General features: G+C 70.0%; 13 protein-coding genes. 10 read left to right on the forward strand and 3 right to left on the reverse strand.

Features of this window, described 5'->3' with window-relative positions; translation table 11 throughout:
* Nucleotides 1-122 precede the first annotated feature (122 nt).
* From AAID08_RS23045 to AAID08_RS23055, 3 genes are read left to right on the forward strand one after another with little or no spacing between them, the layout of a single operon-like run.
* A complete protein-coding gene (locus AAID08_RS23045; RefSeq protein ID WP_054417086.1) occupies nucleotides 123-491 on the forward strand; it encodes a hypothetical protein in 369 nt (122 codons plus the stop codon).
* Nucleotides 492-522: 31 nt separating this feature from the next.
* Nucleotides 523-1,035 carry an RNA polymerase sigma factor gene (locus tag AAID08_RS23050; protein WP_047993313.1) on the forward strand — a complete coding sequence of 171 codons (513 nt, stop codon included), beginning with the start codon at nucleotides 523-525 and terminating at the stop codon, nucleotides 1,033-1,035.
* Between the two features lies 1 nt (nucleotide 1,036).
* Nucleotides 1,037-1,852, forward strand: coding sequence for an anti-sigma factor family protein (locus AAID08_RS23055; protein WP_395756922.1), 816 nt, complete (start codon nucleotides 1,037-1,039; stop codon nucleotides 1,850-1,852).
* Between the two features lie 463 nt (nucleotides 1,853-2,315).
* On the opposite strand, the gene AAID08_RS23060 is transcribed toward AAID08_RS23055, so the two are convergent.
* The 3 genes from AAID08_RS23060 to atzF are packed head-to-tail and all read right to left on the reverse strand — an operon-like array spanning nucleotide 2,316 to nucleotide 8,535.
* Complete coding sequence (locus AAID08_RS23060) at nucleotides 2,316-3,035, reverse strand: GntR family transcriptional regulator (protein ID WP_049075701.1); 720 nt, start codon at nucleotides 3,033-3,035, stop codon at nucleotides 2,316-2,318.
* A 5-nt stretch (nucleotides 3,036-3,040) separates the two neighbouring features.
* Entirely contained in the window at nucleotides 3,041-6,676 is a 3,636-nt protein-coding gene (uca, locus tag AAID08_RS23065; RefSeq protein ID WP_395756923.1) for an urea carboxylase, read from the reverse strand.
* A gap of 26 nt (nucleotides 6,677-6,702) precedes the next feature.
* A complete protein-coding gene (atzF, locus tag AAID08_RS23070; protein ID WP_395756924.1) occupies nucleotides 6,703-8,535 on the reverse strand; it encodes an allophanate hydrolase in 1,833 nt (610 codons plus the stop codon).
* Nucleotides 8,536-8,941: 406 nt separating this feature from the next.
* On the opposite strand from atzF, the gene urtA reads away from it, so the two are divergent.
* The 7 genes from urtA (at nucleotide 8,942) to AAID08_RS23105 (ending at nucleotide 17,298) form a co-directional block, all read left to right on the forward strand.
* On the forward strand, nucleotides 8,942-10,195 hold the full coding sequence (urtA, locus tag AAID08_RS23075; RefSeq protein WP_047993316.1) for an urea ABC transporter substrate-binding protein: 1,254 nt from the start codon (nucleotides 8,942-8,944) through the stop codon (nucleotides 10,193-10,195).
* Between the two features lie 21 nt (nucleotides 10,196-10,216).
* Nucleotides 10,217-11,848 carry an urea ABC transporter permease subunit UrtB gene (urtB, locus tag AAID08_RS23080; protein ID WP_372416422.1) on the forward strand — a complete coding sequence of 544 codons (1,632 nt, stop codon included), beginning with the start codon at nucleotides 10,217-10,219 and terminating at the stop codon, nucleotides 11,846-11,848.
* Nucleotides 11,845-12,972, forward strand: coding sequence for an urea ABC transporter permease subunit UrtC (urtC, locus tag AAID08_RS23085; RefSeq protein ID WP_006386131.1), 1,128 nt, complete (start codon nucleotides 11,845-11,847; stop codon nucleotides 12,970-12,972). Before urtB ends, urtC begins: the two co-directional genes overlap by 4 nt.
* Nucleotides 12,969-13,808 (forward strand): urea ABC transporter ATP-binding protein UrtD, encoded by an 840-nt coding sequence (gene urtD, locus AAID08_RS23090; RefSeq protein ID WP_006386130.1) that lies wholly within the window; start codon nucleotides 12,969-12,971, stop codon nucleotides 13,806-13,808. Before urtC ends, urtD begins: the two co-directional genes overlap by 4 nt.
* A gap of 1 nt (nucleotide 13,809) precedes the next feature.
* Entirely contained in the window at nucleotides 13,810-14,508 is a 699-nt protein-coding gene (urtE, locus tag AAID08_RS23095) for an urea ABC transporter ATP-binding subunit UrtE (protein WP_006386129.1), read from the forward strand.
* Between the two features lie 25 nt (nucleotides 14,509-14,533).
* Entirely contained in the window at nucleotides 14,534-14,932 is a 399-nt protein-coding gene (locus tag AAID08_RS23100) for a DUF2946 domain-containing protein (RefSeq protein WP_175190208.1), read from the forward strand.
* 164 nt (nucleotides 14,933-15,096) lie between these two features.
* A complete protein-coding gene (locus AAID08_RS23105) occupies nucleotides 15,097-17,298 on the forward strand; it encodes a TonB-dependent receptor (RefSeq protein ID WP_395756925.1) in 2,202 nt (733 codons plus the stop codon).
* Nucleotide 17,299: the final 1 nt, after the last annotated feature.

Consider the following 17,299-nt stretch of genomic DNA (forward strand, 5'->3'; position numbering starts at 1 on the left):
CGCGAGGCTCGGTTGGATCGTCATCCCCGGCCCTCCACTTTTTTTTCCCGCGGCGGAATATTCCCGTTCGCCCCGGCGTCTGTAGAGGGCAGTCCCCCACTTTCCCATCTACGAGGCACGACATGCGTACTCAAATCGCCGCAGCCCTGGTTCTCTCCTCCGCCGCCCTGTTCTCGGCCGGCGCCCACGCCCAGGCCGTCAAGACCCAGGACGGCATCCTGGTCAACAGCGCCGGCATGACCCTCTACACCTTCGACAAAGATGCCGGCGGCAAGAGCGCCTGCAACGACCAGTGCGCCAAGATCTGGCCCCCGGTCACCGCCGCCGCCGACGCCAAGGCCTCGGGCGACCTGAGCATCATCACCCGCGACGACGGCTCCAAGCAGTGGGCCTACAAGGGCAAGCCGGTCTACCTGTATGCCAAGGACGCCAAACCGGGCGACAAGACCGGCGACAACTTCAAGGACGTCTGGCACGTCATCAAGCCCTGATCCGGCCTGAGCCGTCCCTCCACGCCCGACCATGCGCGCCGACGACGAAGCCGCGATCCTGGCCTGCATCCCCAGCCTGCGGCGCTACGCGCGCGGGCTGACGGGCGACCCGCACCGGGCCGACGACCTGGTGCAGGACACGCTCGAACGAGCCTGGAGCCGCTACTCGCGCTGGCAGCGCCGCGGCGAACTGAGGGCGTGGATGTTCGGCATCATGCATAACCATTTCATCGACGGCGTGCGCGCCAGCCACCGGCAGGCCGAACAGGCCGGCGCGGGCGACCTGCCCGACGTGCCGGTGCGCGCCACGCAGACCGACCACCTGGAGGTGCGCGACCTGGACCGCTGCCTGCAAGGCCTGCCGGCCGAGCAGCGCGAAGTATTGCTGCTGGTGTGCGTGGAAGACCTGTCGTACCAGGAAACCGCGCAGGTGCTGGGCGTGCCGATGGGCACGGTCATGTCGCGCCTGTCGCGCGCCCGCGAACGGCTGGGCGCCCTGATGCAAGGCCAGGAACCCGCCAGCCGGCTCCATCGCGTGAAATGACATGAACGACAAACGCCTCCACGCCATCCCCGCCGTTGGCAACCCGATCACCGAAGCCGACCTGCACGCCTACGCCGACGGCCAGTTGCCGCCCGGCCGCCACGCCGAGGTCGACGCCTTCCTCGCCGCCCACCCGCAGGACCTGGCCCGCGTCCAGGCCTGGCAAGCCCAGCGCCGCGCCCTGCACGCCCTGCTGGACCCGGTGCTGGACGAACCGCTGCCCCTGCGCCTGCCGCTCTCGCCCCCCGCGCGCCGCCTGCCGTGGCGCGCCCTGGCGGCCGGCATCGCCATTGCCGCCATCAGCGCCAGCAGCGCCTGGCTGGCGCGCGGCGCCCTGGACGCCCGCCACCTGCAAACCGTATTGGCCACCGCCACCCCCGACCGCGCCGCCGGCGGCTACGCCCAGCGCGCCGCCATCGCCCACGCCGTCTACGCCCCCGACATGGGCCGCCCCGTCGAGGTCAGCGGCGACAACGAAAAGGCCCTGGTCACCTGGCTCACCAAGCGCCTGGGCGCCCCCGTGCGCGCTCCCTCCCTGACCCACGCCGGCTACGACCTCGTCGGCGGCCGCCTCCTGCCCGGCGGCAGCGGCCCCGTCGCCCTCTTCATGTACGGCGCCCCCGACGGCCAACGCCTGACCCTCTACGTCACCCGCGAAGCCACCGGCGGCCAGACCGCCTTCCAATTCACCCAGGAAGGCCCCGTCCGCGTCTTCTACTGGGTCGAAGGCCAATTCGGCTACGCCCTCTCCGGCGCCATCAGCCGCGACGAACTCCAACGCGTCTCCGAAGAAGTCTACAAACAGCTACAAGGCTGACCCGGGCGCGGACGCGCCCGGCGAGCGCCAATCCGCCCGCGGGCTTCAACAAAGCCCCTGCTCAGACACCCTCGTTCGAGAATCAGTTGCCCTCCCACAAGCGCGCCGCGAAGCGCGCCCCCCATCGCCGCCACTTCGCGCAGCGCCCCCCCCGACGCCCCACCCGATGTATGCCAAACACGGCTGCCCGCGCAGCCGTTTTTGGCGGGCCCCGCAAACTCCTCCGCCCCTCAAACGACGCTGAGCAGAACACCAAGCAAACCGCTCTCCCCACCACCCGCCGCATGGAGACGCACGAGCGGCGGGCTGCGGCGGCCGGGTGGGTGCGGGGCGTGTAGATGCGCCCAAGGGAATCTGAAGGGAGCCGCAGGCGGACGAAGATGACGACGGGGCAGTCCGGAGCGAAGGCTCCGGACCGCAATCGTAGCCCCGCACCCACCCGGCCGCCGCAGCCCGCCGCGCCTTAAGAACCCCCTCTAGCCACGTGCAACATATGCAGCGTGATCTTCCGAACCTCAGCCTTGCTCATCTCAATATGCCCCCGCAACATCCTCCCCGCCGCCTCCCCCCGCCGAGCCAGCACCGCCCGCAAAATCGCCCCATGCTCCTCATAAGTCGCATCCACCCGGAACTCCTTGGTGAAATCCAGCCGCCGTACGATCCGGATCTTCTCCGTCACCTCCCGGTGGATCAGCGCCATCTCCGCATTCCCGGCAGCCGCCACCAGTGAGCAGTGAAAGGCCTCGTCCAGCTCCGCCACCATCCGCCCATCCAGGATCCGCTGTGCCGGCGGCACCAGCCACACATCCGTCAACGCCCCCAGCAGGCCGCTCTCGTCCATGTGCTCGCGCGCGCACAACCGCTCGACCGCCGCCAGCTCCAGCACCACGCGCACGTCGTACAGCGCCTCGAAGCGCTCGAAATCGAACGGCCGCACCTGCCAGCCGCTGCGCGGACTCGGCAGCACGAACCCCTCGCGCTCCAGCCGCGCCAGCCCCAGCCGCACCGGCGTGCGGCTCACCCCCAACCGCAACGCCAGCTCCGCCTCGGTGAAGCGGTCACCCGGCAGCAGCCGGAAGTCGAACAGCTCATCCTTGATGCGCTGGTAGACCTGGTCCGCCAGCGACCCGGCCAGCACCGGCGCCTGCCGCAGCGCCGGGCTGATGCTGACGGGGTCGCGCATGCCGCTCAGGTCACGGGGCACGTCGCGTCCTCGGCCAGCACCAGCAGCGCGTCGCCGGCATTCACCGGCTTGCCCGGCACGCAGCGGATCGCCGTGACCGTGCCCGACACCGGCGCGATCACCGACAGTTCCATCTTCATGGCTTCCACCACCACCAGCGTGTCGCCCGCCGCCACGCTCTGGCCCACCTGCACCGGAATCTTCCAGATGTTGCCGCACATGTCGGCGCTGACCAGCCGTTCGCCATCGCGCAGCGGGGTCTCCGTCTCGGGCGCGGCCTCGGCCGGCGCCACCGCCACGTCCTCGTGCTTCCACAACGCCACCTCGGCGTCGAACGCCGTCTTCTGGCGCGCCTGGAACGCGCCGATGCTGTCGGCCTGCTCGGCCAGGAAGCGCTGGTGCGCGGCGAAGTCGAACACCTCCTCCTCGATCCGCACCGTGGCGCGGCCCTCGCGGAAGTCCTCGCGCAGCGTATCGAGTTCGGCCTCGCTCACCGGATAGAAACGCACCTGGTCGAAAAAGCGCAGCAGCCACGGCTTGCCGTCCTGGAACACCGGGTTCTTCAGGAACTTGTTCCAGATCGGCAGCGTGCGGCCCACCAGTTGATAGCCGCCGGGCGAGTCCATGCCGTAGATGCACATGTAGACGCCGCCGATGCCCACCGTGCCCTCGGCCGTGAAGGTGCGCGCCGGGTTGTACTTGGACGTCAGCAGCCGATGGCGCGGATCGATCGGCACCGCGCACGGCGCGCCCAGGTAGACGTCGCCCAGGCCCATGATGAGGTAGCTGGCGTCGAACACGATGCGGCGCACGTCCTCGCGGCTGGCCAGGCCGTTGATGCGCTGGATGAAGTCGACATTGTTCGGCAGCCACGGCGCGCTGGCGCGCACCGTTTCCTGGTAGCGCTGCACCGCGCCCAGCGTGGCCGAATCCTCGAACGCCATCGGCAGGTAGACCACGCGGGTCGGCACCTTCAGCGTCGCCACGTCGGCCAACTGTGTTTCGATCTCCAGCAGCCGCGCGATCAGCGCCTGTTGCAGGATCACGCGGCTGTCGTAGCGGATCTGCAGCGAGCGCACGCCCGGCGACAGCTCGCGCACGCCATCGATCGGCCGCGCCGCCAGCGCCTCCATCAGCAGGTGGATGCGCATGCGCAGCGCCAGGTCGAGCACGTTGTCGCCATACTCCAGCAGCAGGTAGCCGTCGCCCGCCTGGCGGTACGACACCGACGGCCGGCTGCCCGTCGCCGGCAGCGCCGCGATGATGGTTTCCGAGGCCGTGGCCGGCGGCGCCGACGGCGTGGTGGCCTGCGGTGCCACGGCGCGCAGCTGTTCGACGCTGCGGTCCTGCGCCGCCTCGCGCGCCACCGCCTCGGAATAGTCGATGCGCACGAAGCGGATGCGGTCGCCCGGCTTGACCTGGCCCACCTTCCACAGCTCGGCGCGCGCGATCGTCACCGGGCAGACGAAACCGCCCAGGCTGGGACCGTCGCGCGTCAGGATCACCGGGCTGTCGCCGGTGAAGTTGATGCTGCCGATGGCGTATTCGCAGTCATGGATGTTGGACGGATGCAGGCCGGCCTCGCCGCCGTTCTCGCGCGCCCAGGTCGGCTTGGGGCCGGTCAGGCGCACCCCCAGGCGATTGGAGTTGTAGTGCACCTCCCAATCGGCGGCGAAGAAGGCATCGATGGCCTCGGGGCGGAAGAAGTCCGGCGCGCCATGCGGGCCGTACAGCACGCCGATCTCCCAGGTGTTGCCATAGGCGGGGATCAGTTCGGCCGGCGCGGCCTGCGGCGCGCTCACGGGCGCCTGGGCGTTCGCGGCCGGCAGCTCGGGACGCACCAGCGGCAGCATGTCGCCGACCCGCAGCGTGCGGCCGGCGTGGCCGCCGAACTGGCCCAGCGCGAAGGTCGAGCGGCTGCCCAGGTAGACCGGCACGTCCAGCCCGTTGCGCACCGCCAGGTACGTGCGGCAGCCGGACAGCGCGCGGCCCGTGGCCAGCACCTGGCCCGAGCGCACCGTGACCGGCTGCCACATCGGCACCGGCTCGCCATCGAGCGTGGCGGCGCATTCGGCGCCGGTGAGCGCGACGATGGCATCGCCATGAAAGCGCAGCGTCGGCCCGACCAGCGTGGCCTCGATGCCGGCGGCGTCGGGCGCGTTGCCGACGATGCGGTTGGCCAGGCGGAAAGCGTAGTCGTCCATCGGCCCCGACGGGGGCACGCCGATGTCCCAATAGCCGGTGCGGCCCGGGTAATCCTGCACGCTGGTGTAGGTGCCGGCTTCCAGCACCTCGATGGCCGCGGGCCGGTAAGTGAAGCCTTCCAGGAAGCGCGTCGACAACTGCCCGGCGCGGAAGCGCGCGTCGGCCACGATCTGGCGCAGGTAGTCCAGGTTGGTGGCGATGCCGTGCAGGCGGGTGTGCGCCAGCGCGTCGGCCAGCTTGTCGAGCGCGGCCTCGCGGGTGTCGGCGTGCACGATCAGCTTGGCCAGCATCGGGTCGTAGAACGGCGGCACCTCGGTGCCCGTCGCGACCCAGCCGTCCAGCCGCACGCCTTCAGGAAAATGCACCTCCGTCAGCACGCCGGGCGACGGCTGGAACTGGCGCAGCGGGTCTTCGGCGTACAGCCGCACCTCGATCGACGCGCCTTGCGGCGCGCGCGACATCGCGGCCAGGTCGAGCGGCTCGCCCGCCGCCACGCGCAGCATGCATTCGATCAGGTCCAGCCCGGTCACCGCCTCGGTCACCGGGTGCTCCACCTGCAGGCGGGTGTTGACCTCCAGGAAATAGAAGCTGTCGCGCGCCGGATCGTAGATGAATTCGACCGTGCCGGCCGAGCGGTAGGCCACCGACTCGCCCAGCTTGACCGCCGCGTCCAGCAGCGCCGCGCGGGTCGCGGCCGGCAGGTGCGGGGCGGGAGTTTCCTCGATCACCTTCTGGTTGCGCCGCTGCACCGAGCAATCGCGTTCGCCCAGCGCCAGCACGCGGCCGGCGCCGTCGCCGAAGATCTGCACCTCGACGTGGCGGGCGTTGTCCACGTAACGCTCGATGAAGGCGCCGCCGTCGCGGAAGAAGTGCTCGCCCATGCGCTGCACGCTGTCGAACGCCACCGTCAGTTCGGCCTCGTTGTCGCACCGCGACAGGCCGATGCCGCCGCCGCCCGCCGTGCTCTTGAGCATCACCGGATAGCCGATGCGCTCGGCCTGCGTCAGCGCCTCGCCCAGGCTGGCCAGCAGGCCCGTGCCGGGCGTCATCGGCACGCCGGCTGCGGCCGCCAGTTCACGCGAGCGGTGCTTCAGGCCGAACTCGCGGATCTGCAGCGGCGTGGGACCGACGAAGGCGATGCCCGCGGCCTCGCAGGCTTCCGCGAACTCGGCGCTCTCCGACAGGAAGCCGTAGCCGGGGTAGATGGCCTGCGCGCCGTGCTCGCGCGCGGCCGCCAGCAGCAGGTCGGTGCGCAGATAGCTGTCGACGGCCTTCTCGCCGCCCAGGGCCACGGCCACGTCGGCCTCGCGCACATGGGCCGCGTTGCGGTCGGGATCGGAATACACGGCAACGCTGCGGATGCCCAGGCGTTTCAGGGTACGGATGGCGCGGACGGCGATTTCGCCACGGTTGGCGATGAGGACGGTATCGAACACGGTTCGGCTCCCAGGGGCGATTGGCATTAGCGGGGGGTGGCGTTCAGGCTGGCGAGGTAGGCGCGCCAGCCGCCGAAGGCGGTGATGTCGCGCGCGCCCTCCAGGCCGCGCGGCTCGCAGATGAAGCCCTTGACCTGGCGGCCGTCATGCAGCGTCAGCGTGCCGATGCCCAGCGGCGCGGGGATCTCGGCCACGAAGGCGCCGAACGCCGCCAGCGGGATGTCCCACAGCTCCACCTCGATCGGCGCGCCGCTGTCGGACTTCACCAACCCCGGCTTGGGCGGCGTGGTGTTGGCCAGCGCATAGAGCCGGTAGTCGGCGGCGGTGCGGGTCTTTTCGACCAGCACCGCGCGGCGCGAGGTCAGTTGGTGGTTCAGGGGCATGCCCGTCAGGTGCGCGCCCACCACCGCGACCCGCAGCAGTTCCGGGTCAGCGGCGGGCGGCCCCATCGGCGGCAGCGGCTGGCCCGTGGCGCCCAGCGGCAGGCCGCGCAACGCCTGCCATTGGCGGCCGAAGCGCGCCAGCGCGCGGTCCTGCCAGGCCATGCCGATCAGCGTGATGCCGGCCGGCAGGCCGTCGCCGCGCATGCCGGCCGGCAGCGCGAGCGCGGACAGGTCTGCCAGGTTGGCGAAGTTGGTGTAGATGCCCAACTGCGAATTGAGACGCACCGGGTCGGCCTGCAACTGCGCGATGGTGTAGATCGACGGCGAGGTCGGCACCACCAGCGCGTCGAAGCCTTGCAGCGACTGGTGGATGCGACGCGTCAGCTCGGCGCGGCGGTATTCGGCCTTGAAGGCGTCGAGCGCGCTGTAGTTGGCCGCGCCTTCGACGATGCCGCGCACCACCGGATGGATGGCCTCGGGGTTGTCGCGCCACAGCGACTCGACGGCGGCGAAACGCTCGGCTACCCAGGGGCCTTGATACAGCAGCGCCGCCAGCTCGGCGAAAGGCGAGAAGTCAATCGGCTCGATCACCGCGCCCGCGGCCTTGAGCGCCTGCACCGCGGCCTCGAACGCGGCGGCCGCCTGCGCATCGCCGAAGAACTCCAGGCGATCCGGCACGGCCAGCCGCGGCGTGGCGGGCCAGGGCGCGGCGGCGCCGGCCGGCTGTGCGCGCGAATACGGATCGCGCTCGTCATAGCCCGCGGCGATGCCGGCCACGCGTTCGGCATCGTCCACCGTCAGCGCGAAGATCGACACGCAGTCCTGCGTGCGGCAGGCCGGCACCACGCCGGCGGTGCTGAGCCAGCCCTTGGTCGGCTTCAGGCCGACGATATTGTTGAAGCCCGCCGGCACGCGGCCCGAGCCCGCGGTGTCGGTGCCCAGCGAAAACGCCACCAGCCCACGCGCCACCACGGAGGCGGAGCCGGAACTGGAGCCGCCACTGATGTATTCGGGGTTGAAGCTGTTGGCCACCGCGCCATGCGGCGAGCGGGTGCCGACCAGGCCCGTGGCGAACTGGTCGAGGTTGGTCTTGCCGATCAGGATGGCGCCGGCCGCGCGCAGGCGCCGCACGACGGTGGCGTCTTCGTCCGGCGTGTAGGCGAACTCGGGGCAGGCCGCCGTGGTCGGCCAGCCGGCCGCGTCGATGTTGTCCTTGATGGCGAACGGCACGCCGTACAGCGGCAGGCGGGCGCGGTCGCCGCCGGCGGCGGCCAGCAACAGGCGCAGGTCGTCGAGCTGGCGCGCCAGCATCGGCGCGCTGACCCGCGAGATCCACGCGTTGTCGGCGGCGGCGTCCGGCGCGGGCAACAGGGACGGCAACAACGTATCCGGGGTCACCCCGTCGTCTTCATAGGCCGACAGCCATTGCGCGATCGTCCAACCGATGGGGCCCTGCTGCGTTGCTACGGCATTCATGCTGGAATCCTCTCTTGTATACAAGTACGGATTCCCAAGCAATACGCGTGCCATGTCGGCCGCGCCCCGCGCCGCCACTGCGCGCGCCGGGCGGCGGCGCCACCCTGGGCGCCTCGCGCGCGCGGCCGCCGCACCCGGAGCGGGCAAGGTCCGCACCGATTTTGTGCACGCGGCACCAGATTGAACCGTGCCGTCGTCGTCCCGCCGCCACCGCCGGCATGCCCCTTTTCCCTATCGCTCCATACAGCGCATCGCGCCCCCCGATACGCCTGGCACGCCTTTTGCTTTTGAGTCCTGGTCACGCCCTTGCTTCGGCAGGGCCGCGCGCAGAGGTAGTTGGATGCAGTCCCAGGCTTTGAGACCGTTATCGCCGGCGCCGCCGGCTTCTTCCCATCCAGGAGTCACCATGAAACGCAGACTAGCCCTCAAGCAATTGACCGCCGCCAGCCTATTGGCCATGTCCGGCTGGATGCCGCAACTGTTCGCCGCCGAAGACACCATCAAGGTCGGCATCCTGCATTCGCTGTCGGGCACCATGGCCATCTCGGAGACGTCGCTCAAGGACGTGGCCCTGATGACCATTGACGAAATCAACGCCAACGGCGGCGTGATGGGCAAGAAGCTCGAAGCGGTGGTGGTCGATCCGGCCTCGAACTGGCCGCTGTTCGCCGAGAAGTCGCGCCAACTGCTGTCGCAGGACAAGGTGGCGGTGGTGTTCGGCTGCTGGACCTCGGTGTCGCGCAAGTCGGTGCTGCCGGTGTTCAAGGAACTGAACGGCCTGCTGTTCTACCCGGTGCAATACGAAGGCGAGGAGCTGGAGAAGAACGTGTTCTACACCGGCGCCGCGCCCAACCAGCAGGCGATTCCCGCCGTGGAATACCTGATGAGCGAAGACGGCGGCGGCGCCAAGCGCTTTGTGCTGCTGGGCACCGACTATGTGTACCCGCGCACCACCAACAAGATCCTGCGCGCCTTCCTGCACTCCAAGGGCGTCAAGGACAGCGACATCGACGAGGTCTACACCCCGTTCGGCCATTCCGACTACCAGACCATCGTCGCCAACATCAAGAAGTTCGCCGCCGGCGGCAAGACCGCCGTCATCTCCACCATCAACGGCGACTCCAACGTGCCGTTCTACAAGGAACTGGGCAACGCCGGCCTGAAGGCCACCGACGTGCCGGTGGTGGCGTTCTCGGTGGGCGAGGAAGAACTGCGCGGCGTCGACACCAAGCCGCTGGTGGGCCACCTGGCCGCCTGGAACTACTTCGAGTCGATCAAGAACCCGGTCAACGAGGAGTTCATCAAGAAGTGGAAGGCCTACGCCAAGGCCAAGAACCTGCCCAACGCCAACACCGTGGTCACCAACGACCCGATGGAAGCCACCTACATCGGCATCCACATGTGGAAGCAGGCGGTCGAACAGGCCAAGACCACCGACGTCGACAAGGTGATCGCGGCCATGGGCGGCCAGAAGTTCAATTCGCCGAGCGGCTTCTCGATCGAGATGGACAAGACCAACCACCACCTGCACAAGCCGGTCTACATCGGCGAGATCAAGGCGGACGGCCAGTTCAACGTGGTCTGGAAGAGCAAGGGCCCGATCCGCGCGCAACCGTGGAGCCCGTACATCCCGGGCAACGAAAGCAAGCAAGGCCTTTAAACCGGAACCGGAAGCGCAGCCATGCTGAATGCGGTCATCGCGAAATTCCTGCGTCACCTCCTGCTTGCATGGCTGCTGGCCGCGCCGGCGCTGGCCGCCCACGCGGCCGCGCCGGGCGTGGACCCGGCGCTGCTGGCGCCGCTGGCGGGCGACGACACCGACGCCCGCCTGCAGGCCATCGCCGCCCTGGGCCAGCAGCCCGGCCCGGGCGCGGCCGCCGTGTTGCAGGCGCTGGGCAATGACCAACTGTATGCGCTGCCGGACGGCCGCGTGCTGATCGGCGACAGCAAGGGCCAGGCGACCGATCCGGCCACCGGCGCTTCCCTGGCGCTGCCGCCCGAGGCGGCCGCCATCGGCATCAACAACCGCTTGCGGCGCGCGATCGAGGCGGCGCTGGCCGGTTCGCGCCTGTTCTCCGATAACCCGCAGGAACGGCTGGCCGCCGCCCGCCGCCTGCAACAGACCGGCGATCCCGCCCGCCTGCCGCTGCTGGAGAAGGCGCTGGCCGCCGAAAAAGACCCGGCCGTGCGCGCCGCGCTGGAAATCGCGCAGGCCAATCTCGAACTCAAGAGCGCCGACCCCGCCGTGCGGCGCCACGCGGTCGATCTGCTCGGCCGCACCGACAACGCCGCCTTCCGGCCGACGCTGGCGGCGCTGACGCAACAGCAGGACGGCGTCTACGCCGAACCCGACGCCGGCGTGCGCGAGGCGGCCGCCAACGCGCTCAAACGCATCGACCGCCACCTGGCCACCATCGAATGGGCCGGCAACCTGTTCTACGGCCTCAGCCTGGGCAGCGTGCTGCTGCTGGCGGCGCTGGGGCTGGCCATCACCTTCGGCCTGATGGGCGTCATCAACATGGCGCACGGCGAGCTGCTGATGATCGGCGCCTACGTCACCTACCTGGTGCAGACGGCGTTCCGCGCCTGGCTGCCGGGCTGGCTCGACTGGTACGTGGCGGCGGCGCTGCCGCTGGCCTTCGTGGTCACCGCGCTGGTCGGCATGGCGCTGGAACGCACCGTGATCCGCTGGCTCTACGGCCGGCCGCTGGAGACGCTGCTGGCCACCTGGGGCATCAGCCTGATGCTGATGCAGGGCGTGCGCACGCTGTTCGGCGCGCAGAACGTGGAAGTGGGCAACCCGAGCTGGATGTCCGGCGGCTTCACCGTGCTGGGCGGCCTGGTGCTGACCTACAACCGGCTGGTCATCATCGGCTTCGCGCTGTTCGTGGTGTTCCTGGTGTGGGCGCTGCTGAACCACACGCGCCTGGGCCTGTTCGTGCGCGCCATCACCCAGAACCGGCGCATGGCCGATTGCGTCGGCGTGCCCACCGGCCGCGTCGACATGCTGGCGTTCGGGCTGGGCTCTGGCATTGCCGGGCTGGCCGGCGTGGCGCTGTCGCAGTTGGGCAACGTGGGGCCGGACCTGGGCCGCGGCTACATCGTCGATTCCTTCATGGTGGTGGTGCTGGGCGGCGTCGGCCAACTGGCCGGCACCGTCATCGCCGCGCTCGGCCTGGGCGGCGTCAACAAATTCCTGGAGCCTTACGCGGGAGCGGTCATGGCCAAGATCACCATCCTGGTGCTCATCGTGCTTTTCGTGCAGAAGCGGCCGCAAGGCCTGTTCGCCCCGCGCGGCCGGAGCGTCGAATGAAGCAGACCGCGCTGACCGATTTCAACCTGCTGGCGCGCCGGCCCCTGTTCAATGGCCGCGCCTGGGCCGCGCTGGGCGCGGGCGTGCTGCTGCTGGCGCTGGTGCCGCTGCTGAACCTGGCGTTTCCCGCCGGCCATCCGCTGCACGTCTCGGCCTACGCCGTGGCGCTGCTGGGCAAGTTCATGTGCTACGCCCTGGCGGCGCTGGCGCTGGACCTGGTGTGGGGCTACGCCGGCATCCTGTCGCTGGGCCATGGCCTGTTCTTCGCGCTGGGCGGCTATGCCCACGGCATGTACCTGATGCGCGCCATCGGCCAGGACGGCGTCTACCAGAGCCGCCTGCCCGACTTCATGGTGTTCCTGGACTGGAAGGACTACCCCTGGTACTGGGCCTTCACCGACCACTTCGCCTATGCCATGCTGCTGGTGGTGCTGGTGCCGGGCGTGCTGGCCTTCGTGTTCGGCTACTTCGCCTTCCGCTCGCGCATCAAGGGCGTGTATTTCTCCATCATCACGCAGGCGCTGACCTTCGCCGCCATGCTGCTGTTCTTCCGCAACGACACCGGCTTTGGCGGCAACAACGGCTTCACTGACTTCAAGCGCATCCTGGGCTTCGACATCACCGCGCCCGGCACCCGCGCCGCGCTGTACTGGATCACGCTGGCGGCGCTGGCCGGCGCGCTGGTGCTGGCGCGCGCCGTCACGCAGTCCAAGCTGGGCCGGGTGCTGACGGCGGTGCGCGACGCCGAGAGCCGGCTGCGCTTCATCGGCTACGACCCGCTCGGCTTCAAGCTGTTCGTGTGGACGCTGTCGGCGGTGCTGTGCGGCATCGCCGGGGCGCTGTACGTGCCGCAGGTCGGCATCATCAACCCCAGCGAGATGTCCACCGAGAACTCCATCGAGATGGTGATCTGGGTGGCCACCGGCGGCCGCGGCACGCTGATCGGCCCCATCATCGGCGCCGGCGCCGTGAACGGCCTGAAGACCTGGTTCACCAGCGTGCTGCCCGAATTCTGGCTGTACGCGCTGGGCCTGATCTTCGTGCTGGTGACCCTCTTCCTGCCCACCGGCATCGTCGGCCTCGCCCGGCGCCTGGCCGCCCGCTACCAGGAGCGACGCGCATGACCAGCACCCATACCGAAAGCGCCATGCTCGATGGCGGCCCCAGCGGCGACGCCGGCTACGGCCGCGTCAGCCCCAAGGGCCTGGACACCAGCCACGGCGCCATCCTGTACCTGGAAGGCATCACCGTCAGCTTCGACGGCTTCAAGGCGCTCAACGACCTGACGCTGGACATCGGCGTCGGCGAACTGCGCTGCATCATCGGCCCCAACGGCGCCGGCAAGACCACCATGATGGACGTCATCACCGGCAAGACGCGCCCCACCGCCGGCACCGCGTTCTTCGGCCAGAGCATCGATCTGACCACGCTGAGCGAGGCGCAGATCGCGCACGCCGGCATCGGCCGCAAGTTCCAGCGCCCCACGGTGTTCGAGCAGCACACGGTGTTCGAGAACCTGGAATTGGCGATGAAGACCGACAAGCGCGTGCGGCCCACGCTGTTCGCGCGCCTGACCGGCGAGCAGGCCGACCGCATCGGCGAGACGCTCGACCTGATCCGGCTGCGGCCCGAGGCCTTCCGCCCCGCCGGCCTGCTGTCGCACGGCCAGAAGCAATGGCTGGAGATCGGCATGCTGCTGATGCAGGAACCGCAGTTGCTGCTGCTGGACGAGCCGGTGGCCGGCATGACCGATGCCGAGACCGAGCGCACCGGCGAACTGCTCAACGAACTGCGCGGCCGCCATTCGCTGATGGTGGTCGAGCACGACATGGATTTCGTCAACCAGATCGCCGGCGACGGCAAGGTGACCGTGCTGCACGAAGGCTCGGTGCTGGCCGAGGGGCCGATGGCCAAGGTGCAGGCCGACCCGCGCGTGATCGAAGTCTACCTGGGGCGCTGACATGCTGAACGTGAACACCATCGACCAGTACTACGGCGGCAGCCACACCCTGCGCGGCGTATCGCTGGCCGTGAACCAGGGCGAATGCCTGGCGCTGCTGGGCCGCAATGGCGTCGGCAAGACCACCCTGCTCAAGTGCGTGATGGGCGTGCTGCCGGTGGCGCGCGGCGCCATCGATTTCGACGGCGCCGACGTCACCCGCCTGGCGCCGCACCAGCGCGCCGCGCGCGGCATGGCCTACGTGCCGCAGGGCCGCGACATCTTCGCCCGGCTCACGGTGGAAGAAAACATCCTGATGGGCATGGCGACCAAGCCGGCCGCGCGCGCGCGCCGCATCAAGGAGGAAGTGTTCGAGCTGTTCCCGGTGCTCAAGAGCATGCTGGCGCGGCGCGGCGGCGACCTGTCCGGCGGCCAGCAGCAACAGCTTGCGATCGCCCGCGCGCTGGTGGCCGAGCCCAAGCTGATCATCCTGGACGAACCCACCGAGGGCATCCAGCCCTCGATCATCAAGGACATCGGCCGCGTCATCCACATGCTGCGCCAGCGCGGCGACATCGCCATCCTGCTGTGCGAACAGTACTTCGACTTCGCCCGCGAACTGGCCGACCGCTTCGTGGTGCTGTCGCGCGGCGAGGTGGTGGCCAGCGGCGACCGCGCCGCCATCGACGGCGAGGACGTGCGGCGCCACCTTTCCGTCTGAAAGGGCTTGGATATAATGCGCCGTCATGCACCTCGCCCTCTTCCTGAACCGCGGCTACGCCTGGATCGCGCTGATCGCGATCCTGTGGGCGTCGCTGGTTCCGTCGCTGGCGCATGGCAATCACCTGCCCAATGCCAGCCGCCAGGTCAGCGTGGACTACTGCGCCCCCGAGGGCCGCTCGGCCCTGACCATCGAGGTGCAAAGCGATGAAGGGGCCGGCGACCACGCCGCCCACCACGGCGACAGCAACCACTGCCCGTTCTGCCGCAACCCCCAGGCCGACCTCGGCCTCCCTCCCGCTCCCCTGACCGTGCTGCCGGCGCCCGCCAGCGGCGGCGTCACCTACCCGGCGCTGTTCTACCGCGCCTCGCACCCGCTCCACGCCTGGCGCGCGGCCCAGCCGCGCGCCCCGCCCGCGGCCTGAGCGCGCGCGCCGTTCCCCGTGGACGGCCGCCGCGCCGCCTGCGCCCGAGCCCGCGCCGCCCTTTTCCGGCGGCGACGCCCTGGAGACCCCGCGCCCGCGCCTTTTGCCGCCCCTGAACGCGGCGCCCGCGCGAGCGCGCATGCCGGCCCCCGCCGGCCTGGATCATGAAAAAACACTATGCAGCATCCCTGCTGGCCGGCGCCTGCGCGGCCAACCCGGCGTTCGCGCTGACCGCCGAACCCGCCATCGAGACCCTGCCCGCCACCCTGGTCGAAGGCGAGCGCGCCGACGACGCGCCCAACGGTCCGATCAACCTGGAACGCATCGACGGCACCGGTAGCCGCCTCGGCCTGCGCATCAAGGACACGCCGGCCTCCGTCACCGTCATCTCGCGCCAGCAGATCGAGGCGCGCGGCGCGCTCAACACCCAGGACATCGCGCGCGGCATCCCGGGCGTGAACAACGCCGCGCCCCCCGGCATGGCCGGCGCCGTCAGCTACCGCGGTTTCAGCGGCGGCCAGGTGTCGCAACTGTTCAACGGCATCTCGGTGCAGTACGACTCGGTGGCCGCGCGGCCGATCGACAGTTGGATCTACGACCGGGTCGAGGCCATCGGCGGCCCGTCGACCTTCCTGTTCGGCGCCGGCGCGGTCGGCGGCGCCATCAATTACGTCACCAAGCTGGCCGAGCGCGACACGTTCTATGAGGGCCAGTTGCGCCTGGGATCGTTCGACACGCGCCAGGCATCGGTCGGCATCAACCAGCAACTGGCCGGCTCGCCGGGCGGACGCGGCCATTACCTGCGCATCGACGCCAACACCACCGCCAGCCGCGGCTGGGTCGACGGCGAGCGCTCGAATGCCGCCCAGGTGGCGGCCTCGCTGCTGTCCGACCTGGGCGACGACGTCACGCAGACCTGGGCCTTCGAGTACCAGCGCGAACGCGTCGACCGCCCCTACTGGGGCACGCCGCTGACGGTGGGCGCGAACGGCAAGGTGAGCGGCGAAGGCCACATCCGCGGCGGCACGCGTTTCAAGAACTACAACGTCGACGACGGCCTGTACGAGCAGTCGGTGCTGTGGGCCCGTTCGCTGACGGAATGGCGCGCGGCGCCGGGCATCACGTTCAAGAACACGCTGTACTACTACCGCGCCGAACGCGACTTCCGCAACCTGGAGACCTACCGCTACAACGCCGCCAACAGCCGCGTGCTGCGCTCGGGCGCGCTGCTGCAGCGCCACGAACAGAGCCTGGTCGGCAACCGCGTCGAAGGGCTGGTCGAATCGACGCTGGCTGGCCTGCCCACCAGTTGGTCGTTCGGCGCCGACCTGAGCGTGAACAAGCAGACCCGCTATCCCACCAGCCTGCCGGCCACGGTGGACGCGGTCGATCCGTACGATTTCCAGCCGGGCTATTTCTACGACATCCCCGGCATGACGCGCGGCCACAACCCGGACCGCGACAACCGCATCCGGACGCTGGCCTTCACGCTGGAGAACCGCACGGAAGTGCTGCCCGGCGTGGCCATCGTGTCGGCCCTGCGCAAGGACTTCATCGACCTGGACCTGGCCAACCGCCGCGCGGTCACGGCCAGCGCGCCGGCCTCGGCCTCGCGCAGCTATTCGCCCACCACCGGCCGGCTGGCGCTGAACTGGGCCATCACGCCGCAGGCCTCGCTCTACGCGCAATACGCCACGGCCGCCGATCCCCCGTCCGGCATCATGGCCACCGCCTCGTTCGCCGACGTGCTCAACAACGACAAGCTGACCACCGGCACGCAGAAGGAAGTGGGCGGCAAGTTCGAGTTCTGGGACGGCCGCGGCTCGGCCACCATCGCGGCCTACGAGATCACGCGCAAGCACATCTCGGCGCCCGACGCCAACAACCCGGCGGTCAGCGTCCCGGTGGGCCAGCAGTCGGCGCGCGGGCTGGAACTGGCCGGCGGGCTGCGCCTGACGCGCACCCTGTCGCTGCAGGCCAACGTCGCCTTCGTCGATCCCAGGTACGACGACTTCTCGGAAACGGTCGGCGGCGTGCGCGTGTCGCGCAACGGCAATGTGCCGACCAACACGCCGCGGCGCGTGGCCAACGCCTGGATCGACTACGCCTTCCTGCCGGACTGGAACGCCAGTGTGGCCGCGCGCTACGTCGGCCGCGCCTACGCCGATGCCGCCAACACCGTCTGGGCGCCGTCGTACACCGTGTTCGACGCGGCGCTGTCGCACCGCATCGACCGCCACTTCACCGTCACCGGCCGGGTCCGCAACCTGACCGACAAGGTGTACGCCGCCAACGTCACCGGCACGCCGATGTTCTACCTGGGCGCGCCGCGCTCGTTCGAGCTGACGCTCCAGGCGCGGTTCTGAG

Origin of the sequence: Achromobacter sp. EB05 (assembly GCF_044232075.1) — a bacterium.
Classification (GTDB): Bacteria; Pseudomonadota; Gammaproteobacteria; order Burkholderiales; family Burkholderiaceae_B; genus Achromobacter; species Achromobacter dolens.